19 protein-coding genes and 3 pseudogenes are annotated in these 24654 nt (G+C 56.2%); 8 read left to right on the top strand and 14 right to left on the bottom strand.

Going from position 1 to position 24654, the window contains the following annotated elements:
• Nucleotides 1–3 precede the first annotated feature (3 nt).
• The 7 genes from BM131_RS17905 to BM131_RS17875 all read right to left on the bottom strand — a co-directional run bounded on the left by BM131_RS17905 (nucleotide 4) and on the right by BM131_RS17875 (nucleotide 9321).
• Complete coding sequence (locus BM131_RS17905; RefSeq protein ID WP_090191648.1) at nucleotides 4–1452, bottom strand: MBOAT family O-acyltransferase; 1449 nt, start codon at nucleotides 1450–1452, stop codon at nucleotides 4–6.
• Between the two features lie 4 nt (nucleotides 1453–1456).
• Nucleotides 1457–2848: a right-handed parallel beta-helix repeat-containing protein gene (locus tag BM131_RS17900; protein ID WP_175499447.1), complete on the bottom strand. Its 1392-nt coding sequence runs from the start codon at nucleotides 2846–2848 to the stop codon at nucleotides 1457–1459.
• A gap of 70 nt (nucleotides 2849–2918) precedes the next feature.
• Entirely contained in the window at nucleotides 2919–4331 is a 1413-nt protein-coding gene (locus tag BM131_RS17895; protein ID WP_139222693.1) for a mannose-1-phosphate guanylyltransferase, read from the bottom strand.
• Nucleotides 4332–4443: 112 nt separating this feature from the next.
• Nucleotides 4444–5487: a hypothetical protein gene (locus tag BM131_RS17890; protein ID WP_090191643.1), complete on the bottom strand. Its 1044-nt coding sequence runs from the start codon at nucleotides 5485–5487 to the stop codon at nucleotides 4444–4446.
• A 77-nt stretch (nucleotides 5488–5564) separates the two neighbouring features.
• A complete protein-coding gene (locus BM131_RS17885; protein ID WP_090191642.1) occupies nucleotides 5565–7034 on the bottom strand; it encodes a glycosyltransferase in 1470 nt (489 codons plus the stop codon).
• A 12-nt stretch (nucleotides 7035–7046) separates the two neighbouring features.
• On the bottom strand, nucleotides 7047–8366 hold the full coding sequence (locus BM131_RS17880; RefSeq protein WP_090191640.1) for a nucleotide sugar dehydrogenase: 1320 nt from the start codon (nucleotides 8364–8366) through the stop codon (nucleotides 7047–7049).
• A gap of 205 nt (nucleotides 8367–8571) precedes the next feature.
• Nucleotides 8572–9321, bottom strand: coding sequence for a response regulator transcription factor (locus BM131_RS17875; RefSeq protein WP_090191638.1), 750 nt, complete (start codon nucleotides 9319–9321; stop codon nucleotides 8572–8574).
• A gap of 363 nt (nucleotides 9322–9684) precedes the next feature.
• Here BM131_RS17875 and BM131_RS17870 point away from each other — a divergent pair.
• Together BM131_RS17870 and BM131_RS17865 are read left to right on the top strand one after the other, a co-directional pair.
• Nucleotides 9685–10062, top strand: a pseudogene (locus BM131_RS17870) (integrase core domain-containing protein); the annotation flags it as partial.
• Nucleotides 10063–10348: 286 nt separating this feature from the next.
• Entirely contained in the window at nucleotides 10349–11857 is a 1509-nt protein-coding gene (locus tag BM131_RS17865) for a sterol desaturase family protein (protein ID WP_090191635.1), read from the top strand.
• A gap of 109 nt (nucleotides 11858–11966) precedes the next feature.
• On the opposite strand, the gene BM131_RS17860 is transcribed toward BM131_RS17865, so the two are convergent.
• Nucleotides 11967–12905, bottom strand: coding sequence for a LysR family transcriptional regulator (locus tag BM131_RS17860; RefSeq protein ID WP_090191633.1), 939 nt, complete (start codon nucleotides 12903–12905; stop codon nucleotides 11967–11969).
• Nucleotides 12906–13030: 125 nt separating this feature from the next.
• Between BM131_RS17860 and BM131_RS17855 the strand changes: the two genes are divergently transcribed.
• Nucleotides 13031–13465, top strand: coding sequence for a DUF6789 family protein (locus BM131_RS17855; RefSeq protein ID WP_090191632.1), 435 nt, complete (start codon nucleotides 13031–13033; stop codon nucleotides 13463–13465).
• Nucleotides 13466–13698: 233 nt separating this feature from the next.
• Here the strand turns inward: BM131_RS17855 and BM131_RS17850 are convergent, their stop codons facing one another.
• Together BM131_RS17850 and BM131_RS17845 are read right to left on the bottom strand one after the other, a co-directional pair.
• Nucleotides 13699–13884, bottom strand: coding sequence for a Rap1a family protein (locus BM131_RS17850; RefSeq protein WP_245754308.1), 186 nt, complete (start codon nucleotides 13882–13884; stop codon nucleotides 13699–13701).
• Between the two features lie 13 nt (nucleotides 13885–13897).
• Complete coding sequence (locus BM131_RS17845; RefSeq protein WP_217646890.1) at nucleotides 13898–14968, bottom strand: Gfo/Idh/MocA family protein; 1071 nt, start codon at nucleotides 14966–14968, stop codon at nucleotides 13898–13900.
• Between the two features lie 406 nt (nucleotides 14969–15374).
• On the opposite strand from BM131_RS17845, the gene BM131_RS17840 reads away from it, so the two are divergent.
• The 4 genes from BM131_RS17840 (at nucleotide 15375) to BM131_RS17825 (ending at nucleotide 19481) form a co-directional block, all read left to right on the top strand.
• Nucleotides 15375–16376 (top strand): TRAP transporter substrate-binding protein, encoded by a 1002-nt coding sequence (locus BM131_RS17840; RefSeq protein ID WP_175499445.1) that lies wholly within the window; start codon nucleotides 15375–15377, stop codon nucleotides 16374–16376.
• Between the two features lie 95 nt (nucleotides 16377–16471).
• A complete protein-coding gene (locus BM131_RS17835) occupies nucleotides 16472–16963 on the top strand; it encodes a TRAP transporter small permease (RefSeq protein ID WP_281245356.1) in 492 nt (163 codons plus the stop codon).
• Nucleotides 16960–18270: a TRAP transporter large permease gene (locus BM131_RS17830; protein WP_090191630.1), complete on the top strand. Its 1311-nt coding sequence runs from the start codon at nucleotides 16960–16962 to the stop codon at nucleotides 18268–18270. The genes BM131_RS17835 and BM131_RS17830 overlap by 4 nt, the downstream gene beginning before the upstream one ends.
• Before the next feature lie 107 nt (nucleotides 18271–18377).
• Nucleotides 18378–19481: an AGE family epimerase/isomerase gene (locus BM131_RS17825; protein WP_175499443.1), complete on the top strand. Its 1104-nt coding sequence runs from the start codon at nucleotides 18378–18380 to the stop codon at nucleotides 19479–19481.
• A gap of 4 nt (nucleotides 19482–19485) precedes the next feature.
• Here BM131_RS17825 and BM131_RS20820 read toward each other — a convergent pair.
• The 3 genes and pseudogenes from BM131_RS20820 to pepT all read right to left on the bottom strand — a co-directional run.
• A pseudogene (locus BM131_RS20820) lies at nucleotides 19486–19587 on the bottom strand (hypothetical protein); the annotation flags it as partial.
• 357 nt (nucleotides 19588–19944) lie between these two features.
• A complete protein-coding gene (gene yidD, locus BM131_RS20775; RefSeq protein WP_090191626.1) occupies nucleotides 19945–20349 on the bottom strand; it encodes a membrane protein insertion efficiency factor YidD in 405 nt (134 codons plus the stop codon).
• A gap of 287 nt (nucleotides 20350–20636) precedes the next feature.
• Nucleotides 20637–21893, bottom strand: a complete 1257-nt coding sequence (pepT, locus tag BM131_RS17815; protein ID WP_090191625.1) for a peptidase T — start codon at nucleotides 21891–21893, stop codon at nucleotides 20637–20639.
• Nucleotides 21894–22271: 378 nt separating this feature from the next.
• Here pepT and BM131_RS17810 point away from each other — a divergent pair, with 378 nt between their 5' ends.
• Nucleotides 22272–23027 (top strand): SDR family NAD(P)-dependent oxidoreductase, encoded by a 756-nt coding sequence (locus BM131_RS17810; RefSeq protein WP_090191623.1) that lies wholly within the window; start codon nucleotides 22272–22274, stop codon nucleotides 23025–23027.
• Nucleotides 23028–23194: 167 nt separating this feature from the next.
• Here the strand turns inward: BM131_RS17810 and BM131_RS17805 are convergent.
• A pseudogene (locus BM131_RS17805) lies at nucleotides 23195–24284 on the bottom strand (transposase family protein).
• Nucleotides 24285–24654: the final 370 nt, after the last annotated feature.

Below are 24654 nucleotides of genomic sequence, written 5' to 3'. Positions count from 1 at the left end.
ACCTCAGAATTGGAAATAGAGGAAGGGTGAGAAGTTCTGCTCGGCAAGCTTCAGGACCGTCAGCATTCCGACGGCAAGAACGAAAGAGGACAGCGCCAATTGCGACGTCGTGCTGATCGCCGCGGGCGCGCTGCCGCGTTGCATCAGGCTTGCCTGAGGCGCATCAGCAAGAAAGCCCGCGATATGTGGTTCTGCCCAGGCGATGAAGATGGCGATTATCATCAGAGCAACGCTTTCGCGGGTGACATCCAGCCACAGCGCCTGATCGCCGGCCCATCCGTTTGCGCCAAGCATCGCGGCATAAATTTCAAAACCCTGCCCCACGTCGATGGCGCGGAACATCACCCAGCCAATCAGAACACACAGCAGTGTCCAAGGGAGCGACCAGGTCAATCCAGAGGCGCGGCGATCGTATCGCGTCGCACGTTCAAGCGCGAGAAATCCGCCATGCCAGAGGCCCCATAAAACGAAGGTCCAGTTGGCACCGTGCCACAAACCGCCAAGCACCATCACAAGCATTAAATTCAGGTAGGTGCGGGCGCTTCCCTTGCGGTTGCCGCCGAGCGAAATGTAAAGGTAATCGCGCAGCCAGTTTGATAGGGAAATATGCCAGCGGCGCCAGAATTCGGTGATTGATCTGGATATATAAGGGTAGCGAAAGTTTTCGGCGAAAGTGAAGCCCATCATCTTGCCAAGGCCAATTGCCATATCGGTATAGCCGGAAAAGTCGAAGTAAAGCTGAAGCATGTAGGCCATCGCGCCAAGCCAAGCGAGCGTCACGCCGACGTCCGCGGAATTGTCGAAGGCCAAGTTTGCCAAAGGCGCGACAGCGTCGGCTAGCAAAACCTTTTTCGCAAGGCCGATCAGAAACCGCGCCATCCCGTCAGAGAACATTTCTAGTGAATGCGAACGCTCTTTGAATTGGTCCTCTAGATCCTTGTAGCGCAGGATTGGTCCTGCAATCAGTTGCGGGAATAGGGCGATAAATGCTGCGAAATCTATAAAGCGCGCATCGGCACGCGCATCGCCCCGCCAGACATCAATCAAAAAGCTCAGCGCCTGAAACACGTAAAATGAGATGCCGATTGGCAGCAGAAGTCGCCAATGAACCCCAAGACCCGCAGCGTCCGTCCCGACCAGCGCCGCAAAGCTGTCGATGAAGAAGTTGAGGTATTTGAAAACGCCAAGAACACCAAGGCATCCAGCGACCCCCAAGGCCAACCATGCTTTGCCGCGCGCGGTGCCGCGGTTTGCTGCGATGCGCTGACCGACAAGGTAAGCAAACCCTGTCGTCAGGAACAGCAAGCCCAAGAAGTCGACCCGCCACCATGCGTAGAAAATATAAGACCCGACGAGGATGGTATAGGATTTCGCCTTCCAAGGCGTCAGGTAATAGGCGGCTAGAAACACAGGCAGAAACAGAAACAGAAAGGACTCCGACGAAAAAACCATGGTCTCAGCTCTCCTCTGCTTGGGTGCAGGTGATGGGTGGCACGAGGTTCGGATCGGTTCCGCCGGCTTGCAAAACGAGCGGGGCGGAGCCTGTGAGGTTGGCAGTGAGGGTCGCGATGCTGCCTGATAGATCGCCTTTCAGGAAACGCGGAAACTGCTGGGAAAAGTCATTAGCGTCCAAATGGATTTCGGCAGGGGCTGCAGTTGAAATGCCCACACGGTTTCCGGCGATGCGGTTTCGCGCAAGTGTCAGAACTGTTCCGTCGGGCTGTTCTGCTACGAATAGGCCAGCGTTGCGCGATCCCAAGACGCTGCTGTCCGTCAATTGGGTTGCGCGTGTACGCCGCAGGGAAACGCCTTTTTGACCGGGGAACAGGACTGACACGTGACTGATCGCAACGCAATCGGACCGATCTACGGACAGGCCGATCTTAGCCGCATTCCAAATCGTTACGTCATCTAGGCGGGTCGCATGGCTAGAGATATTAACGCGGATGCCGTTTAATCCGGCTTCATATATTTCAATGTCGTTGACGCGCGTTCCGACAGAACCGTGCGTAATACGCAAAGCATCGCCGCCGGAATTGATAAACAGATTTTGCGAAACCTGTGCATTTTGTGTCTGACGTAGTTCAAGGGCATTGCCACTGCTATGGTCAAAAATTGATCCGACAATCTTAGGTGACTGCAGCCCGTCGAATTGGGTCGACATAACATCGCGCAGCAACGTGTCTTGGATCGATGACACGTCTTCGGGGCGATACAGCCCCGCTTCGATTGCAGCAAAACCCGAAAAGGCTGGCGCGCTGCCAAACCCTAACGATTGGATGACGGCGCCCCGAACGTCGAAGCTCCCGGTGCCGAGCGTGGTGAAAAAGGGACGAAATTCGGGGATGTTCGCGTTTTCCGTCCCCGTCCCAATAATGCTACCGCCGACGACCTCCATGCGACCGAAATTAATCAAAAAGGCTCCGCTGGCGCGGTCGAGCATGAGCGTATCTGCGATCGTCAAACGGGCGCCGGCTTGAATGACCAATGGAATGGTCAAACCATCCGCGCCATAGAACCCCATATCGGTGGCCGTCTTGATGACAGTCGATAAGTCCGCATCGCCTTTTTGGATTGAGAGAGCCTTGAGGCGCCCTTGCGGCTGCGCGCGCAGGACCGACAGTTGGTCGTTTGTCCCGGTGGCGCGGGCCATTTCGATCAGAATAAACCGAAGGTCGATTAAGTCGAATTCTGCCGAAGGGGCTGCGGCCTGCGGGGGCGGTGCTGCCAGCGCGTGACCCGCACGCGCCAGCATTTGTTCCGGCGAGACAATGCCAGCAACTTGTATTGCGTGATCTTCATAGTCGGCCCGCGCTTGGGACAGGATCTGTTCAACGGGTTCGGCCAAGATCCCGCTTGGGGCCAAGCAAGCCGAAGCCAGTAACAGACTGGCCCTGAATGCCGATGAAGACCGCAAATCACGAGACATGTGTCGGTACCTGGGCAAAGGACTTGGCTGGGCCCGCCATGATTGACGAATTCATCGTCATCAGCAGCACCTCGGCGGTTTTGTCGCTGAAGTTCGTCACTCTGCTAAGCACCTGAGTGTCCAATGTGGCGTGTTCGCCGGGCGACAGTTTGCGCCGCTGCAATCCATCGAACATGTCGACGTTGCCTTCCACCATGATTAGGCGGCGCCCCGGAAGCGGGTCGATTTCCAGTGTATTTCCGGCGTACAGGCGAAGAATGGACATGTCGAAGGCACCGGACCGCATCAAATTGCTCGACTGACCCCACGCATGTTCGCGGCGCCGGTGGCGGCTTGCCTCGACGCGTTCCTCTTTGCGCAAGGTTTCGACAATTTTTTTGACGTCTTGGCACCGACCGCGCTGCGTCACCAGAAGGGCGTCAGGTGTGTCGATGACGATGACGCCCGGAACACCGACGAGCGCGACAAGGCGATCTTGCGAGTGGACAAGTGCGCCTTCGGTATCTGTCGCGATGACATCCCCATGAAAGACGTTTCCTTGGGCGTCAGGTCTACCGATACCGTGGATCGAGGTCCATGATCCGACGTCATTCCAGACTAAATTTGCGGGACATAGGACGACGCGTTCAGAGTTCTCAAAGACGATGCGCTCGGTGGGCTCGCTGCGGGCACGGCGCAATGCGTCCGTGTTCAAATGCAGCTCTCCGGTGCGTTTTTCCCCTTTTTCGCAGGATGTCACGACGGCGTCATAGGTCTTGCGATCACATCGGCGCATTTCACTGATAATCGTTTCGGCAGCGAACAGCGAAATGCCTGATGCCCAAAAGGCATCGCCCGTTGCGACCAACGCAGTCGCCTGCTTGAGGGGTGGTTTTTCGACAAAGTGTGCAACCCGCCGAAGGCCCGGATGGGTCGCAAAAGCGCCGCCATCGACGATATATCCATAACCCGTTTCGGGGTAGGTGGGGGTGATGCCGAAAAGGACGATGCGCCCGTCGTGGGCTGCCTGCACCGGCCCAGAAATCACGCCGTCCATATCACCAGAAATGACGTGGTCGGACGGCAGGACGAGCATCAACGATTTTGGATCAGTTTGTGCGATTTTTAACGCTGCTGCCAAAACCGCTGGGCCTGTGTTGCGGGCCACGGGTTCTGCGATGATCGTTGCAGAACACTGCAATTCTGCAAGCTGGCGGCGCACGGTCGTCAGATGGGTGACGGATGTGACGACGATTGGCGCGTCGTATATTCCAGAGCGGTGCCGTTGAACCGTTGTTTGAAAGAAGCTGAGCGAACCGGGTCCGTCAACGGGGTGAAATTGCTTTGGGCTTTGGCTGCGGGACATAGGCCAGAGGCGCGTTCCGCTGCCTCCGCAAAGAATGACTGGGACGATCTTAGACATCTCGATCTCCAAATATCGGCGCCATCAAGACGCGGGAGGTTTAGGTGAAGGATCACTTGAAAATTCAGGCGGTCTTAAATGTGGTTCCGTGCTTAATGCGTGTTGGTGTTTGCTAAAGTTGAAATTGGTCCGGCAGCAGCTGACGCTGAAACCGCAGGCGCGCGGGGGTTCCTGGTGCGACTGAAATGTCTTCAGGAAGGACGACTGTTACCGGCTGCATGTCAGAGTTGGCATTTTCGACCGGTAACAATTCAAGTGTGACGGGGACCACGCGCCCATCCGTCAGGACCAGTTCAGCGTGATCGCCATTAAGAAGACGCGCGGTCCCCTCGAATGTGATTTCGGTGGTGGCGGTGACGCGGGTGTCGTCGGTCGTTAGCTGAACCAGCGCTGCGCCCGGCAGGACGGTGGCACCGATGACAAAAGCATCGCTTGGCGTGACATCGCAGTCGCAAGGCATCCGGACGCTTAATAGATCGCCGGAATTGGCGAGGATTGAGTAGACGACGTCGCCTTCGGCAGCTTGAGCGTCCACATAAGAAATTTGGCCGGCCGCAGTCGCGCGCAAAAGCTGCCCTTCTTGGACGACCTGAACCGGACGCGGCTCGTACGCGTAAATGACGCGTTCGCTGATCACTCCGGCGGCCAGAAATACCAGACCAGCGGTCAGGGCCAAAACAACCGCCTTGCGCCCAATGCGGCCGAGCCGTTGGATAGCGCCGGGCTGCCCCTCTGCACTGGCGGCCTTCATCTTTATCGGGCCGGTGTAGGATAGCATCCCAGCGATCGACACGACGTCACCAGCGATAAAGCTGTTCAGAAGATAGCGCATGGCAGGAAGGTGCTGCCCGGTCGGGTTCGCAAAAACGAAAATGACCTCGGCATCCTCGGAGCGGTCGGCGACGCCGACGACAACGTCCACCGGAAAGCTGACTGTGAACCCTTCAAGGTCAAACCGTAGGGTTGCTACGACTTGGTGACCATCAAGGTTTGGATTGACAAGGCCGGTCGCAACAGCGCGGGTCACGGACAGGCTTTCGCCTTTTAGTTTGCGCCCTTCTAAGATGATCGCGAACGGAAGACGGACTTGAGGATGTTCGCCTTCGTATGCAAAATTTGGCGGCAGCTCTGGAACGTTGGTCTGAGCGTCGGACATCGTGATGCTCCTTTTGAAAAAATGGGGCGTAATTGGGTTTTAAGAAAAAGATCGGATCTTTGACGAATAGGGGCGGATCAAAACATCCCGGCGAACCAGAATAGCCCAAGTGTCAGCCAACCAATTGTCAGGGCGTGCATGTGTAACGAACCGGCGGCACTGACGCGCTGCGCAAAGCTTGGGCGGGGGCCGCTGCTGCTGGATTGACGCGTCCAACGCTGGCGGTCGAGCCGGAAACAAACGTAGCTTTTAACCAATGCGCCAAACAATTGACCGAAATAAAGCAGGAAGGGGTAAGTGATTGGAAACCCTGCACGACCGCGAAATAGCGTGATCGCCCAGACGAAGAAGTAGCGCGTCAGCATGACCCATGCGATGTAGGCGGGCAAAACGGACAGGTCGAAGATCAGGGCAGCGGTCAAGGCGAGGATTGGACCAGAGAGAGTCGTCCAGATCGACACGCGCTGATCAAGGATCGACCACCAAGTAAAATAGCCGATGCGCGATGGCGGCAGTTGCAGCGCGCGGCCGTTGGTCCGCATCATATTTCCGAACCAGCGCACCATGAGCACTGAAGCGCTGTCGAAAAACCCTGGCTTGGGCTGCGTTTCGGCGGACAATGATTGCACGTCGGGCAGGTAAATCATCTGGTAGCCCTCACGCATCAACCAAAACCATGTCGATTTGTCGTCGCCTGTTAGAAAGTTGACCCTGCCAAGGCGCCAGTGCTCGATGAAATCGGACTGGACCATGGATATAAAGTCGGGGTCCGTCGCCAGGCTGGCCCGAAAGACGGACATGCGCCCTGTCAGAGTGAGAACTCTTTTTGACAGCCCCATAGAGCACATCATGACCTGCCGTTGGTCAAAGCGAAGGCTGAACCAGTCGCGGAATAAGCCTGGCTTGGGGATGTCGACAGCTTCATCGGTCGTCAAAGCGCCAACCTTGGGATCGGTAAAGACCGGCGCGGCCCGTGCCACCAAATCCTGAGGCACGCAGCTATCGCCATCGACGAAGATGACAATATCATGCGCCGTCGGCGCCTGCCGCGCTATCAACTGAAGGCTTCGGGCAAGGGCGTCCCGTTTCCCGGTGCCGGGAATGCGGTCTAGGATCAGTTCGACATCTGCGTCTGGATTGCAAATGCGGCTGGCTGCGAAAAGCTGGCGAATGAGCCTTTCGTCTGACCCATCAACAACAGAGGCCACGATCGTTGCGCCGTCCCGTGCGATTTCAGCGGCCTTAAATACCGATCGGTAGACCGGCATCGTGACCTCGGGTTCGATCTTGTATGATGTCACAAGAAAGAACGCGCGCGACGGTGTGCCTGCTTTGGCGAACCGCTGTTCTGCACGGGCGCGCCGCCGCGGGTGGGCGACGCGCCGAAACCAGATGGCGCGCGTGTAGTTGATCGCCGCCCAGCTATAGCGCCACAGGCCAAGAGCACCGACCACCATTGCCGCCTCTTTGGCCTGACCAAGCATGTTTGACGATGCCATGGATGCCAAAATGATGATCGTCGAAAGGTAGGCGAGATGTCCCAGCACGTGACCGGCCCCTTACCAGCAGATGCCGGCGTAACTGCCGCCGGACACCTTTGACCGGTCCAGCCGGGCAAGGTCGATGATCGGGGTGGTCAGCGCAGCTTCGTTCAGTTCGGGCAGGGTTTCCTTGTAGATGTTTCCGACGATGATCGCATCGGAACTTGCGATCAGCGTGTCGAGGTCACCAACCAGACGGCTCTGTAAATCGGGAACAGCATCGTTGCCGCGGCCAGCGGTAGAGTTCGCTTCCGAATAAGCCTCGAACACGAATGGATCGTAAATCTCTACACCGATACCGGAGCTGATAAGCCGACCGGCCAACTCGGCGAGTGGGCTTTCCCGCATGTCGTCGGTGCCGGGCTTAAAACTGACACCAATCATGCCGACCTTGCGCGCCTGAGAGTGTTCGACCATCGTCTCTGCACGCGTGATCTGCGCTGAATTTGCCTCTAGCACTGCGTTTAGAACCTGTGCGTCGACGCCATTTGCCTTGGCAAGGTGACGCAGGGCGCGGACATCTTTGGGCAGGCAGGATCCGCCAAACGCAAAGCCGGGGCGCATAAAGTAAGGCGATATGTTAACCTTTAGGTCAGAACACAGGATTTCCATCACTGTTTGACCATCAAGTCCGCAGGACTTTGCAATGTTGCCGATTTCGTTGGCAAAGGTCACCTTGACCGCGCGCCATGTGTTTGACGTGTACTTTACCATCTCGGCGGTCCGCAAATCCACCGAATGGATTTTGCAATCCAGCGATACATTCAGTTCTGTCAGAATGGATTCGGTGGGGCGGTCCATCGATCCGAAAACGATCAGACCGGGATCATAGTAGTCTTCGATGGCCGTCGATTCCCGCAGGAACTCGGGGTAGTAACCAACGCCGAAGCCTTGGCCTGCGACCTTGCCTGACGCCGCCTCGAGCGTCGGAATGCAGGTGCCTTCGCAAGAACCCGGTACGATTGTCGACCGGATGATCACCGAATGGAAAGCGTCTTTTTTGGCCAGCGCCGCGCCGATGGCTTCGCACACGGACGTTACATAAATCAGCCCAACTGAGCCGTCTTCGGCAGAGGGGGTGCCAACGCAGACGAACGACGCCTCGGTGTTGTTGATGGCCCATTCAACGTCTGATGTTGCACAAAGTTTGCCTGCCTCAACGACCTTTTTGACAAGAGGGCCAAGCCCCTTTTCGACGATCGGAGACTTCGCGGCGTTAATCGCGTCAATCTTGCCCTGATCCACATCGACGGCGATTACGTCATGCCCGTCTTGCGCAAGACAAGCAGCCGCAACGACCCCGACGTAGCCAATACCAAATATGCTAATGCGCGCCATGAAAATCCCTCTCGTTTCAATATTTGAACTTCTAAGGTCAGCGTGCCGCGCTGCAGAAAAAACAGGTAGTCGGAAACATCCTTACACGTGTAAGGTAAATTACTATTGGCCGTATTTTGTTATTTATTACAGGCGTTTAAAAAATGAAAAGCGGCGCTGAAGCTATTCGCTGCAGCGCCGCAATTTTATAATAATGCAGTTGGATTTAGGCGAGCCAGCCTTGTGAAAGTGCGTGATCAAGCAGCTCTGCACGGTTGCTTAGACCCAGCTTGTTCAGCGCCCTGCCTTTGTAGGTTTCGACTGTCTTTGCGCTGATTTGCAGTTCCTGCGCAATCTGCTTTGCGGGCTGCCCTTTGGCGGTCAAAATAATGACCGCGCGCTCCCGCTTGCTTAGCAAATCGTTGCTACCCAAGCTGTCTTGCGCGACGACCTCATGAAGCAGGTTTCCATATCCAGGATCGAAATACATGCCGCCTGATTGGACAGCCATCAATCCAATCTCCAACTGCTGAAGGTCCGACTGCTTGCCGACACAGCCAACAAATTGTGCGCCGATAACGCCGCGCAATACGGCATCGTCCATCCTGGCCGTATATCCAAAAAGCATTGTCCGGGCCGAGATGATTCGTACGCTTCGCCTGAAGTCCTGCAAGTCGTGCTGAGGGCTAAGAGTTAGCTCTGCGGGGTCCAAGATAAGGATTTTTGGTTGGTACCTCGCCAAAGTCTCTAAGATTGGCGAATCGCCGTGCGCGCACGAAATGCAGCGCAGTTTGAAAAGCTCTGATAGATGACGGGCGAGCACGGCACACATACCAGAGCTGTTATCCAGTATCAGAATGTCAACGCGGTCGCGTTTTGCTTCATCGTTGGTTTCGTTAGTATTTTTAATCGACCCTGCGATTCCAATGCGCGTGCTGCCCGCTGTAAAAGCAGATTTCTCGCCGGTATTCCTCATGTGAGTTCTCCCGCAGCTGCGCAATTTCTATCCGCCTAAATAGGCGCTAGAGCATTCGCAGATATGAATTAATACTTAGAAGTAGGCGTCTCACGACAGCCAATGATAAAATAAAAATGTTTGGCTACAGAAAAAACAGAGCCGTGATGAATATGGCTTTTAGTATTGAGCGCCCTTGCCATCCGTCAACCTTAACCTTCTGTTAACGAAATTTTTTTGGACCTCTGCTCATGATGACACCTGAAAAGATGTTAAAATAAGCAGATTATTAAAGCGTTTTTGAGCTTTCGCAGTGCGATACTGGCCGCTTCTTAGCCCATGTGACCCGCTCTTCTGCAAAGCCGCGACTTGGGGCTCATCGTCAGCCAGACGTGTTTCGCGGCCGCTGTCGACACGTCGCTAGCTGTCATCCGCGCCGCCCGTAAGGTGGACCAGATCGCCAAGATAAGGGGCTATCCCTGAATGGTGGTCAGCGACAACGGGACAGAGCTGACGAGCAATGCGATCCTAAAGTGGCAGGAGGACCGGAAGGTTGAGTGTCACAACATCGTCCTATGCAAACCTAAGCAGACCGGCTTCGTTGAAAGCGTTAACAGTCGTATGCGTTATGAACGCCTCAACGAGCACCGCTGCGATAACTTGCGCCTTGCCCGCAAACTAGTGTCGGCATGGTGCGATGACTGGAACCACCACCGCCTGCTTTCCAGCCTGGCTGGTCTGACGCCGCGGGAAGATGCTTAACGATCAAAAGTGGATCAGAGCTAACTCATAAACGAGGACTCTTCGGGAGCAGGTCAGTGGGATAAGGACCAAGGTTCAGTTTTCGGGATCAACAGACCTTGGACAAACTGCTCAAATTTCCACTTCGTGCGCATGATGCCCGAAGCTGTCTTATTGGAGTTAACTGTGGCGATGGAACAAGTTCTTCGTTCTATGCGCCAGACAACTTAGGCGACATGGAAACTCCTTATTTAAGCCGTTTTGTTGCGGTCATCTCCTGAGGACGACCAACGGAGAGACACAGGCTATGGACTATACTGCCATCTTTATTCTGGCCTGCATCTTCATTCCATTGGAGCGTTTGTTGCCGTTGCACCCAGAACAACGGACCCTGCGACGCGACTGGCTGAACGATGTAGTCTACGTGCTGGTTAATGGAATTGTTGTTCGCGCAGGGTTCACCGTCGTGGCGGGGGCCCTCATGCTGGGGGTAGTTCAGCTTGTTGGGCCGAATCCGATCCAATGGACAGGGGCCATGCCCCTTTGGGCGCAGGTGCTGATGGCCATCGTGGTGGCCGATATCGGTTATTATGCCGCCCACCGTATCTGCCATTCCGTGCCCGCCCTGTGGAAGTTCCACGCTGTCCACCACAGCATTGAGGAGATGGACTGGCTGGCCACGCACCGGGTGCACCCGGTCGACCAGATATTTTCCAGCACTCTGTCTCTCTTGCCGGTCTGGTGCATGGGATTCACACTGGAGGCGCTGGTGATTCACCAAGCGATCTATCAGGCCCATGCCCTGTTGTTGCATTCGAACGTCCGCATCAAGTTCGGTCCGCTGAAATGGCTGGTCGCTTCGCCGGAATATCACCACTGGCATCATGCGAATGAGCGCGATGCCTATGATCGCAACTTTGCCGCACAGCTGTCGATCATCGATGTGATTGCTCGAACGATGTTTATGCCGGTGCGGCGCGCGCCGAAATCGTATGGCGTGAACGAGGACATCCCGCGGTCCTACCCCATGCAGCTCATTCACCCCTTCCGCAGCCTTGTCTCTTCATGGGCGCTAACAGCGCCACCAACACGATTGGAAACCCCCATGCCGACCGCCGCGAAAACCCGCACGACCGAAGATAAATTGGGCAAGCTGGCCATGCTGATCATCTTTGGCTATTTTGGCTACAAACAGATTACGGCGCTCATCTCTCTGGTTGCGAACCGAGACCTAATCCCGCTTTGGGGGCTAGCCTTCTTCTCGGTGATTGCCGGCGCGACCTTTTTGGGCCTTATCTTATATTACACAATTACCCGCCTGCCGCCCCGCGACAGCACCGCTGGGATCATGCCGCGCGTCGTAGCCGTTGTGGGCACGTTCATCATGTCGCTGCTGATCGTGTTTCCGCCGCAGGCGATTTCCGCCGAAATGCGTATCATTTCGACGCTTATAATATCGGTTGGCACAGTCATGTCGATATTATGCCTGCGACAGCTTGGGCGGTCATTCTCGATCATGGCCACCTCGCGCGCGCTCAAGACCCAAGGGGCCTACAGCATCGTCAGGCACCCGCTTTATGCCGCCGAAGTGCTGATGATCGTGGGGGTCATCGTAGGGCACGGTACGGTGGGCGCTTTAGGTTTGGGCGCTATCTGGCTGGTCCTGCAGGTCCGCCGCGCGCAGCATGAGGAGTCGGTCTTGCGCCATACCTTCCCGGAGTATGAGGATTACGCCGCCCGCGTTCCCATGCTGATCCCCGGTCTGCGGCTTTGGTGGCTGGAAGCACCCGTAAAGCCCGCGCCCGAAGCCGTCTGACCTCAAGATATGTCTGAGGGGGGGGCTTTGAGGCCCCCCTCCGCCCGGCACGCAGGACGCGGCGGCCGTGATCCGCGGCAGAGGCTCGCTGCCCTCTGGCCCCGTGCGATCAATGATCATTGATTAATTCAACGGCGCTGACATCCTGCAACAACGCCCGAAACCAACGATGCACCGGGTGATTGCCTAGCTTGGTGTGCCAAACCATATGGATGCTTTGCATCTTATCGGGCGGCTTTAGGGGGCAATCGATCACACTCAATCCGCCATATTCATAGCAGACCTTTGCCACGCTGGCAGGACAGGTCAGCACAAAATCTGTGGTCCCCAAAATCATGGGAGCCATCCCGTATGCTGGCATCGTATAGGCAATATGCCGGGTGCGCGCATGGCGCGCCAAGGCATCATCGACCCAGTTGCGTCTGTCCCCCTGCGGACTAACAAGCAGGTGATTCACCGCACTGAACTGATCGAGTGAGAAGGTGCCCGCGGCCAAAGGATGGTCCTGCCGCATCACGCAGACCCAATCCTCTTGGAAAAGCATCTGCGATGAAAAACGCTCTGGCGGATTTGGCCAGTTTAGCAGTGCCATGTCAGCACGTTGCGTATCCAGGTATTCGCCCCAGTGCTGGCTGGGCGTGATCGTTTGCAACACGATACCGGGGGCCTGATCTTGTAAGGCGACAATCAGTTTCGGGAAAAGCGTCATCGCGGCGTAGTCGGGTGTGGCAACCGTAATACGGTGGGCAGAGGTGCGGGGATCGAAATGCGCACCATTCAGTGCCGTCTGGATATCGTGCAATGCCGCACTGATCGGGCCACTTAGCTCTATCGCCCAGGCTGTCGGCTTCATCCCGTCCGGGGTGCGAATAAACAGCTCGTCCCCCAGGCGCGCCCGAAGCCGCGTTAACGCATTCGAAAAGGCCGGTTGCGATAGGCCGATTGCAGCGGCGGCTCGGGTGACGTGCCGTTCGCGCATCAGGGCATCAAAGACGACGAGCAGGTTAAGGTCGAGTGTGCGTAAATTCATAAAGTGAATATGGCGCATTCAGTTATTCAATTTCAACATATTGCGGAACGCACCATATCTTAAATCAATCAAAACGAGGCGCGTCCTGCGGCGACATTGGTTTTCGGTCGCCCCCGCGCCCACCTAAAAGGAAAGATGAAATTATGGACCATATCAAAAGCGGAATGATTGCAGGATTTGCAGCCACGGTGGTGCTCTCTGTCATGATGATAATGAAGACAGCTGTCGGCATCATGCCTGAGCTGGATGTCATCCACATGATTGCCGGGATGCTGGGCGCTTCGGTTTTTGTCGGATGGGTTGCCCATTTTGTGCTGGGGACCGTTGTTTGGGGCGGCGGATTTGCCGTGTTGAATGATGCCATTCCCGGTCAAGGTCAGATTGCGAAGGGGATTGCATTCGGCGTCGCCGCTTGGTTGCTGATGATGATCGCCGTTATGCCAATGGCTGGGGCCGGTTTTTTTGGCCTGAATATGGGTGTCGCGGCCCCTGTCATGACCCTGATGCTGCACATTGTATTCGGTGCGGTGCTTGGGTGGGTCTATATTAAACAGACGCAAAAGTCGGCGCTGGCCTGATCATGTGCACTGCCTTTGGTCTACGACGAAGGGCCACGCCATGAGGCTAAGGTCATCATTCACTTAGGCTGTCTGCCGCCGCACTCTGCGCATGTTACCCTTCCTGACAACAGGTGGCGCGGACGGCGGCGGCGGCGTAACAACAGGGCGACCATCGCCGGTACTTGCATGTGCCGGCGTGGTCACCTTTGGATGCTGTAGGTGAAACGTAACCCGGCTAGGCTGAAGAATTGTCAGATCGGGTTCGACATCATGTAGGCCAGCAGGCCCATGGCGTCGCGCAACTGGCTGCGTGTGATTTGGCCGCCAAGGCAAACACGCATGGATTCTGTCGGCTCGTCCGTGACAGTGAAAGCGTCCGAAGGCATGATCCCGATCCCCGTACCCGCCATTCGCCCGATAATGTCGGCGCGGCTCACGCCCAAGACGCCATCATCGAATTTCGCCTTGGCATTCTGGGATGCTAACTGGATGACCGCTGCGCGAAGATGTTTCTATCGCTGCAATCAAATCATGAGAGGCAAGCGCCTCTCTGCCGGTGACCAAAGGCTTGCGCTCATGCCGGACCGCATCGACGAAATCTTCGATCATGGCCTGATGCCATTCGTGCTTGCCCCCCAGCAAAGGGTTCACTTTTTGCGGCGCTTTATCCTTTGCCTCAACCGCGACGCGCCCGTCGCGCCAGCTGATTTTAAGGGCATTTTTGTCCAGTTTTAGGCTCGCATGTTCAAAGTGTAGCCGGATGACTTCTGTGCGGTGCGGGAACATCGCCGTGCTTGCGACAAACGACCCGGACGCGCCGCATTGAAATTGCAATCCGGCAATTGCGAAATCCTCTGCTTCCATCCGGTGCAGAGGCGTCGTGGCCGTCATGGCCTGAACCCGGCTGACGGGGCCGGTCAAGCTAAGGGCAAGATTGATCGAATGAATGGCGTTTGTAATCATGACGCCCCCGCCGTCCCGCGCATAGGTGCCGCGGCCAAGCTCGTCGTAGTATGATTGATCGCGCCATAGCGGCACGGCGATTTCCACCAATCCCAACCGCCCAAGCGCACCGCTGGCGACATGGCGGGCCGCTGCAATCGCAGGGGGCCGCACGCGATGCTGGAACAGGATGCCCAGCTTTACGCCTGCGCGCTCGCAAATTTCGACGACTTCGCGCGCTTCCTGAGGGTTTCTTCCTAACGGCTTCTCTAGCAGGATATGCGTGCCGGCTTGCGCCAATGTGGTGATGACCTCTTTGCGCACGCTTGGCGGCGTGGCCACGATGGCAATTGGAATATCGGGGTTGGCCGCAACCGCCATCAAATCAGACGAGAAGTCGGGTATAGGCCCATGATAGAAGTCCGAGAGGTAGCGCGCCTTATCGGGATGGCGCGACACGATGGTGCAAAGCGCGACCACATCCTGCGCATCTGACAACGCCGCGACGTGCGTTTTCGCAATCATGCCAGCACCAATGAGGGCGACACCTGCCCGATCCTGCTGAATGAACTTTGCCAAGGCTATCTCCTCATTCTCGATTGTTAGGCGGTACGAAACCTTGTGTTTGCGGCACCCAAACCGCGACTCTTATTGGGTGCAGGGTAGGGGCCTTATCACATCTGCTCCACCTTTTTTCTTGGCACCTCTGCGGGCCGCCGCTCGCGTAGATCGTCTCTGGCAAGATCTCGGGACCAGCTTCAATCCACTCCGTTGATTGCTCGGACCCAGTCGGTTTGCGCCGGGTTTTGCGGCCCAGATTCGGGGCCACTGGTCGTCAATTTCACCGTCTAGTATACTAGGATACAATCTGCTAGCGTCAGCTTCGGGAGATTCGACTATTACTACAACTTAAGCGCCGTCTCGGTGCGTGCTGTCATCATGCACGCGGGAGCTATGCGCACTGAAATTGTTCGAGGAGGAACACATGACAACTTTTAACACTGCGAAAACCTTTTTTAAGGGTGCTGGCGTTGCTGGCCTTTTGACAGCGGCGGCTTCGGCGGCCAGTGCGCAGGATATGACGTTGCGCGGCGCAAGCATGTTTGACGAGGACCATGCGTTCACGAAAACAATGGTGCGGTTTGCCGAACTTGTAGACGAAAAATATGACGGTGATGTTACGTTCGATTTGCGGTTGAATGGCGAACTCGGTGTTGAAGCCGACTACGTCACGTTCCTGCAGCAAGGCGTTGCCGTCGATTATACCATCATGGCACCGTCCAATATGGCAACCTTCGCGCCGTCTATTCCGCTGATGGATATGCCGTTCCTGTTCCGCGATCAGGCCCATTGGGAGGCCGTGCTGTCTAGCGATGTTCTGGCCCCGCTCGAGGCAGAGTTGCTGGAAAAAGCCGACATCATGGTCGTCGGTTATACCGGTGGCGGTGTGCGTAACATCATTTCGAACGCACCGATCGCGAACCTAGAAGAGCTCAACGGCTTCAAAATGCGGGTGATGGGCGCGCCTATTCAGGCTCAGATTTTCTCTGCCTTGACGGCGGCTCCGTCGGCGATTGCCTATAACGAAGTGTATAATGCCATTCAGACCGGCGTGATCGCTGGATTTGAAAATGAAGCGGCCAGCATTCAGAACCTGAAGTTCTATGAGGTCGCGCCTTATCTGACGCTGACCCGCCATGCCATCACGGTGCGTCCAATCGTCATGAGCGGTAAAACCTTCCGCAAGCTGCCCGAAGACCTGCAGGCTGCCGTTCTTGCTGCCGGTGAAGAAGCCGGGACATTCGGCCGAGAGCTGGAATCCCGCGAAGATGCGCAAAAGCTGCAGGAAATGGCAGACGCCGAACAGCTGACCGTTCTGGAATTCGAAGGTCGTGAGCAGCTGCTCGATATGGTTGTGCCTGTGCAGGACAGCTATGCCGAAAGCCTTGGCGCCGTCGAATTGCTGACAGCCATTCGCGACATGTGATCCCGAAAAAACATGAAGGCTGCGTTACCCGAAGGTATTTCGGGTAACGCAGCCCTTTTTTACTGACCTAAAGAAGCAACGAGCGGGGACTTATTGTGGGACGCATATTAGAAGCATTTTGCCAATGCCTGCGCATCCTGTTGGGCGTATTGACTGCGGCCTTGGCAATTCCCGTCGCGATGCAGGTTATCGCCCGGTATACAGGGATAATTCCTGTGTTTTTGTGGACCGAAGAGCTTGCGACGTTTATCTTCGTTTGGGTCGTGATGATCGGTTCTATGGTTGCCGTCTGGGAAGGCACCCATTTCGACGTTCAGGTTATCCCCACTGCGACAAAGCCACTGTCGATCTTACTGCAAAATGGACTTGTACTGGTGCTTATCGGCGGCTTTGCCGTCGTGTTCGCATGGTATGGTATCGAATACGCGAAGTTCGGCTATTTGCAGAATTCTGTTATGATGCAGGCGAATAAACTGATTACATTCATCTCTGTGCCGATTGCCGGTGCGGTCTGGGCGGTATTCGCCTCTTTCCGTTTGTACGAGGCAGTTACCCTATATCGCAATTCGCAAAAGGTCGCCTCATGATTATTTCTACAGGACTTGCCTGCGCCATTTTGGTCGGCGGCTTCCTCTTGCTCGTGCTGCTTCGGGTACCGGTGGCCTTTGCCTTGGGGATTGCGACAATTCCTGTCGTCGTTCTGGACATCCGGCTGACGCCGTTCATCGTGATCGACCGGATGTTTCAATCCTACAACTCGTTCATTCTGCTTGCGGTGCCATTCTTTCTATTGGCCGCGAACCTCATGAACTCTGGCAAGATCACCGACAAACTGATCGAGCTGGCGCGCGTTCTGACAGGCTGGATGCCCGGGGGACTAGGCCACGTAAACGTGGCGGTCTCTATGCTATTCGCCGGTATTTCGGGGTCATCGACCGCCGACGCTGCCGGTTGCGGCAAAATCCTGATTCCAGCAATGGTCCGCGAAGGATACGACACGCGGTTCGCTATCGCGATCACAGCGTGTTCGTCCGTGATGGGCGTTATTATCCCGCCCAGCATTTTGATGGTGGTCTGGGGCGGCGTCATGCAAGTGTCTGTCGGCGCCTTGTTTTTGGCCGGTGCGATCCCGGGGCTACTGATCGGGCTTGCGCTGATGGCGACCGTCTATGGCTATGCCAAGGTCTATGATTACCCGACAGCAGGGCGGCCGAACTGGGCAGAATTCTGGCATGCGTTCAAAGGCGCGGCGCTGGCGATGCTGACGCCCGTGCTTGTGATCGGCGGTATTGTAGGTGGCATCGTGACACCGACGGAAAGCGCAATTATTGCAGCAGGTTATGCCTTAATCCTTGGTATGTTTGTCTACCGCACCGTGAGCCTACGCGATCTTGGCGGCATCTTCTATGACACGGGCCGGTTCGCATCGATCTCGCTTTTCGCAATTGGCACCGCTTCTGCCTTTGGCTGGATGCTGGCGTTCTTTAATGTGCCGCGCCTGATCGTCACCTTTATGACGAGTCTCGAGTTTGGCTACTATGGCACGGCGCTGGTCATCGCGGGGCTATTCTTGTTCTTCGGTTTGTTCATCGACGCAATCCCGACGATTATTATTCTAGGCACCGTCCTTTTACCTGTCGCGGCGGCTGCCGATATCCACCCGGTTGTGTTCGCAATCATCGGCATCGTCTCTTTGGCTTTTGGGCTTGTCACACCGCCCTATGGATTGTGTTTGCTTATATCGGCGTCAATTGGCGGGATGAATGTCGTGCAGGTTATGCGTGATGTGGTGATTATCCTTATCCCGATGCTTTTGATCCTACTCCTGATCATTATTTTCCCCGAAATTGCGTTGTGGCTGCCAAAGACCTTGATGCCGACAACCTTTCGCTAAGGCCAATCACTGATCTACGGCCGCAATTCAGCGCTTTGCCGTGTATTGAAACACTATCACTTAGGTAACGTATGACCCGAAACGCGCCGTGGTTCGTGAATGACTTTATGCCCCGATGGCTTGATCATGTCATGACGCCTTGCGGCGCGGTGGTAGAAGCGCTGGATATTAAGGGCCAGGCCGATGCCGCGTCGCCATCGACCTTGACACAGGCCCGCACAATATTTGCTTTGGCGCAGCTTTATTTGGCGACGGGGGATGAACAATTTCGATCAGGTGCCTGCACCATATACGTGTTTATGGACGATGCGTTGCGCGATCCATCCGGCGGCTATTGGGCAAATTGTGACAACACGCTGCGGCGGACCTATGACCAGTCATTTGCGCTGCTGGCCCTGACGACATTGCGAAAAATTTCGCCGCAAACCGTTCCGGAATCCCGGATCAATGACCTGTGGGATTTTGTTCAGGGGACTTTGACCGATCCTGAAACGGGGGCGCTTTGGGAAGATAGCGCAATGGCGGCGCAGGGCGCGCGGGCAGATGACCTGCGCGCGCAAAACCCGCATATGCACATGCTGGAAGCTGTGCTTCAGGCTTTTGAAATGACAGCCGATCCCGTTTGGATGGACCGTGCGACGCATTTGGTGCAGCTCGCCGCGCGCTACTTCGTTGACCCCCAGACCGGCGCGATAATAGAATTTGTCGGGCCGGATCTCGCCCCGCTTGCGACCACGGAAGGCGCACGTCGAGAACCAGGTCACCAGTACGAATGGGCGTGGCTTTTGCACCGCTACGTTGCTTTCGGCGGCGATGACATGGCCCGCGCAATGGCAGACCGTATGATACATTTCGTAGAAGCGACCGGGCTGCGCGGCGACGGAGTTTTGAAAGGGGCACCGTTCGACGCCTTGGATGCTGCCGGATGCGTGACCGAAGCGAGCCACTTGCTATGGCCGCTGACCGAGGCCGGAAAATACGACGCGGCCACTGGCGCTGCGGACCGCGCCCGCGACATCGAGGCGATTATATTCGAACGATACTTTGCCGCAGGGCCGGATCCAGTCTGGTGCAATCAACTGGACCGCGAATGCAGCATCCTTTGGCCCACCGCGCTTAGTCGCCTGATTTATCACATCGTGCTATTCGCCACGGAAGGGCAAAATGCGGGGCTGTGGCAACTAGGGTCAGGACGTATCAATCGGATTTAGGCTCTGCGGCCTGCATGCCGTTATACTTTGCGCGCCACTTATAGAAAGACGCCGTGCTCATGCGATGCTCGCGGAACAGCTCAGCCATCTGCATACCTACGTCCATGTTGCAACCATTTAGAAATGTCACCCGCTGCGCAAAGCAGGAATGTCACTAGGAGCGCCAGCGGCAGCAAGGCTTAGCAGCCCGGAGACCTCAAATATCGCAGGTATGATAAGCCTTGCGGGATCGCTCAGCGGACGTTCGGGCGAGACGCGGCGAAGGTCCGGAAAGAGCCCTCTCTACCAAATTTCTGCAACGCAGCTAATGCCAGCTATCAGGTGACGGTCAAAAACCTTCAACAACTGCTTGAGTTTTGAACAGGGTTTTTGGCAGTCGGAATTAGACCGTTTTTCAGCTGTGCCAAAAACGAGCGTTTTTGGAACGCATGTTGTGGTGCTTTTTTTTCCTGAAGACGGACATTCAACCGCAGCTACAAACGTCGCAATCCAAGTCGCAGTTCTTTGAGGCTTTGACTGTAGCACGGCCAAAGCAAGACGAGCCACAGTTGCAACCTTCGTAGATAGCGGCATCACAACAACCATCACGCATTTGCTTACTACAACTGTCTGATTTCTTACTTTTTTCTGATCGGGCTGGCTGGCTTTGATCACTTTGTAGGGTGTGGTACGCGATCTTACACTCTTTAAACCGCTGCCTAATTGAGGGTACTGCGTGAAAAAAACCTTGATTTCGAATCACATGTTTGGCGTATCCTGAGCAACCCGTTCCGTTATGTAAAACGGAATGCGCACAGCGGAACCCTTTTCGAGGTGAGATATAAGTCTGGTATATCCAAATGCCACCAAGTGCTGCGCGAGTAATCATGATAGAACCTTTTGGTAGATCGTCGTCACAATGTTTGTGATAGGATCGTCAACGTAAAGCCGTGGACTTCGATTTTTGGTCAACTGGACGAAGATCCGCAAAGTTACTCACACAAGACCTGCGGGCCACTCCAAAAAGGACCGTTTTTGGGAGGGTTCGCTGAACGGAACTTTGATCCACCTGCAGCGAAGGTTCACTCTCTGCCCCTAATGTCCATCACGAAGCTTTAAATTAAGCCTAGCGATATATGAAATGAAGCTGATTTCACATCTGGATGAAATTGGTGATCATGCTGACGCGCCCAGTTCCACGGCGCCAGTTGCAAGGTTCAGCGCCACGTGTGTTGCCTTGGCCATATCCTGCACCGAGACCCATTCCAGCGGGCCATGCACGTTTTGCATGCCGCAGAAGATGTTGGGGCACGGGGTGCCGAATTCGGTCAGGCGCGACCCATCCGTTCCGCCCCGGATTGCGCCCGACACAGGCTCCATCCCGGCCTTGCGCACGGCAGCGGTGGCTAGATCGACGGGGGTCATGTCCTTTTCGAGCCAATAGCGCATGTTGCGATATTGGTGGGTGATGTCGCAGGTGATGCGAGCGCGGGGCTCTGTCGCTGCAACGGTGTCGCAGACCTGCCGCAAAAGCGCGCCTTTGGCTTCCAGCCCTTCCATTTCAAAGTCGCGCAGAATGAAATGCATCTCGACCTCGGCGGCGCTGCCGGTCATCGACACCGCGTGGATGAACCCTTCGCGGTCTTCCGTCGTTTCCGGGGTCATGGTCACATGGGGCAGTGTCATCAGCACCTTGGCCCCCAGATGCAGGGCGTTCACAAGCTCGTCTTTGGCCCAGCCGGGATGGATTGATACGCCTGTGATCTTGACCACGCCCGCGTCCGCAGAAAAGCTTTCGTATTCCACCACGCCCGGCATCGATCCGTCAAAAGTGTAGGCGAAGTCTGCTGCCAGATCAGCAGGCAGGTTTGGCGTCACGCCGCGTCCAATTTCCTCGTCTGGGACAAAGGCCAGGCGGATCTTGCCATGCGCAATATCAGGGTTTTCCAAAAGGTGCCGTGCGGCGGTCATCACCACGGCGACGCCGGCTTTGTCGTCTGCGCCCAGCAGGGTGGTGCCGCTGGCGGTAATGATATCCTCGCCGACCTTTTCAGCCAGAAATGGGTATTCCTCTGGCGACAGCCGCAGGTCAGGCGCGTCGGCAAAGGTGATGTCGCCGCCATTATAGCCGCGATGCACCACGGGTTTCACGCCGCTTGCGTTGAACTGAGGGGCGGTATCGACATGGGCGAGCCAGCCCATGACCGGGGCACTGACCCCATCTGTCGCGGGGATCGTGGCCAGCACGACGCTGTCCTGACTTAAGGTCACATCCTGCGCGCCCATCGCTGTCAGTTCTTCCATCAGCAGGCGCGACATATTCAGCTGGATCTGCGTGCTGGGAACGGTCGGGCTGTGCGCGTCGCTTTGGCTGTCGATCACGGCATAGCGGACCAGGCGATCTTCGAGCTCTGTATCAAATTCGGTGCGCATGGCGGCTGTCCTGTGTCGGAAGGGAATTTTGCCGCATCTGAGATTGCGACGACAAGCAAGTCAAGAGACCTGACCTGATGGGCGTGGGCCGTGCGACGTGACCAGTATTACCTTGGTGGTCAGGCGGGTTTGCCGGCTGCACGTCATGTGATGGTTCGCGATATTTAAAACGTTCGTTCAGGCTGGGCGCAACCGGCGGCCCGTAGCTGCCGTTCGTCCACGTTGCAACGCATGTCGTGTTTCGCGATTTTGAAAAGGAGTCTCAGTCCCGTTTTCATCTTCTTGAATTACGAACCTTAAAGGCTCTGACATAGATCAAGGCGCTGCAGTTCAAACTGTGCGACCTCTCGCGGTAGTCCATTTTGGGGAGCAATCGTCATGATTTTCGATTTCAACGATAAGACGGCCATCGTAACTGGTGCGGCGTCAGGCATTGGTGCCGCAATTGCGCGCGATCTGGCGCGCTTCGGGGCCAAGGTCGTCTTGGCCGATATGGACGAGGCCGGAATGTCCGCCGTGGCTGATGAGATCAAGGCATCCGGCGGCATAGCTTTCGTGCAAAAGACCGATACAAGCGTCGCCGCTGAAGTAGAGGCCCTTGTGGCGTTCGCCGTGGCGCAGACGGGCGCGCTCCATCTGCTTGTCAACAATGCAGGCATTGGTGGCCCGCCGAACCCGGTCGGCGAATATCCCTTAGATGGATGGCAAAAAGTTATCGATGTGAACCTAAGCGGCGTGTTTTATGGCATGCGCTTCGGCCTTCCTGAAATGGTCAAGGCGGGCGGCGGGGCGATCGTCAATATGGCGTCCATATTGGGCTCGGTCGGTTTCGCGACGGCCGGGGCCTACGTCGCTGCAAAACATGGCGTCGTCGGCCTGACAAAAGTTGCAGCGATCGAATACGCTAAGGCCGGAGTCCGGGTAAACTCGATCGGTCCGGGGTTCATCGCAACGCCACTTTTGGAAAAGAACCTTGATGATGCGGCACTCGATGGCATCGCCGCGCTTCATCCGGTCGGACGTCTTGGCGAGGCTGCAGAGGTCTCGGCACTGACCTGTTTCCTGCTTTCGGATCAGGCCAGTTTCATCACTGGAAGCTACCACCTAGTCGACGGAGGCTATACCGCGCAGTAGACACAGGGCCGGCGTCCAATGCGATGCCGCCCTTTGGCATTCCGAAGGCGCGGGATCAATACGACAGTGCGGGCGTTAGGGTGCCAATGTCAAAACCGGGCATTGGCGCAACCGCAGCGACATGGCGCTTTGTCCGCATAGCCGCCCTCTGGCCAAATTATCCAACGTCAGCTTTCGGACCCGGTCTGTGCCGCCGCTGTGCGTTTAGCCGCGTAATGCAACTCCAGCTTGGACGGTCGGCCGGGTGAACGGCCATTCTTGACGTAGCCGTTCTTGGCACTGACAGGTTTGACCTTCGGTTTTGGTGCAGAGCCTTGTCTTGCTCGGCCTTGATATGGGCCAGCACGGCGCTGAGGTGCTTGTTCTCGGTGATTGCGGTATGGGTGATCCGGCGCTTGGGGTTCATGATCGTGTTGGGCAGGGTGACACCTTTTGCGCGGACCTGAATGCGTCCGTCGGCCAGTTCGTAGACATCGACATATGTCCTGGCAAGGTCGCGTGTCAGATCGTTCACCGCCAGCTTGATCCGTTTGCGGTCGTATTTGAGCATCAGATCTTTGGTCACATGGCGTTTGTCGCGCAGGCAGAAGACTTCGCTCAACCGGTTAGGTGCGATGTTCAAAGCCCGGTGCAGAGTGTCCGACCGGGCCGGGGCCTTTGCGAATTTGGCGTTGTAGCGCTCGAGGAAGCCCGGAAGAAATACGTTTCCGTCTTCGATTGAGGATACACCTGCGAGACGCAGCTCCTTGATCAGCTGATCCTGCAGGGTGCGATTGGCGCGTTCTACACGGTCCTTGACCTGGCTGCTGTTGGCGCACAGAATCTCGATGTTCAACTCACCAAAACATTCACGGCGTGATCTGGGCTGATGAAACGTGCGGCGCTGTTTGCGGGACAGCCACAGACCTGCGTCCTGCATCCATTTGCGCAATGTCTCACGCGAGACCTTGAACCCGTGGTGTTCCGCAGCATCTCGGCCGCCAGTGTCGGTCCGAAATCCTCATACTTTTCTTTGACCAAGGCTACGGCATAGTCGCGCTTGACGTCATGAATCTGGTTGTTAGGTGCCTTGCCGCGCGCCCTATACCGGATCCCGGCGCCGCCCTCGGTACGGTACGTCTTGAGCAACCGAAACATCTGCCGCCTGGTCACGCCCAACAGGTTCGGGCCGTTCTGGACACTTAGCCGTCCATCATCGACCTGCGCCAACACCTCGATCCGGTGGAAGTCGCGCTCGCTCATCATCACCCATCCCATGTCCGTTCTCTCTGTTTGCTTTCCTCTGCAGGGAGAGTGACATTCCTGAATTGCACATGGGTGACACTTTAGCTTTGCGGCTACAGCCCATTGTTGCAACCAAGTTAGAATGTCCCTCGGTGTGCAAAGTAGAAATGTCTCAGGTGCGGTGTTGCAGCATGGCTGGGCAGGGCGGAGACGTCATCTATCGCAGCCCTGAACAGCCATGCTGTTTCGGTCATTCGGCGGGATGTGGCGCGGCAGTTTCACCTTTTGTCTTTGCCCGGCGGGCGAGTTTCGAGTTCCAGCCTTCGGTATTGCGTCGGCCGTTCGGGACGTAGACCGTCGCCTGCTTGCCCGCACGACGCGGTTTGGGCGGTGCCTTGTCCTG

It is taken from the genome of Loktanella salsilacus, assembly GCF_900114485.1.
Lineage (GTDB): Bacteria > Pseudomonadota > Alphaproteobacteria > Rhodobacterales > Rhodobacteraceae > Loktanella > Loktanella salsilacus.
The sequence above is the reverse complement of the archived record's forward strand: the minus strand, read 5'-3'. Positions and strand labels throughout refer to the sequence as shown.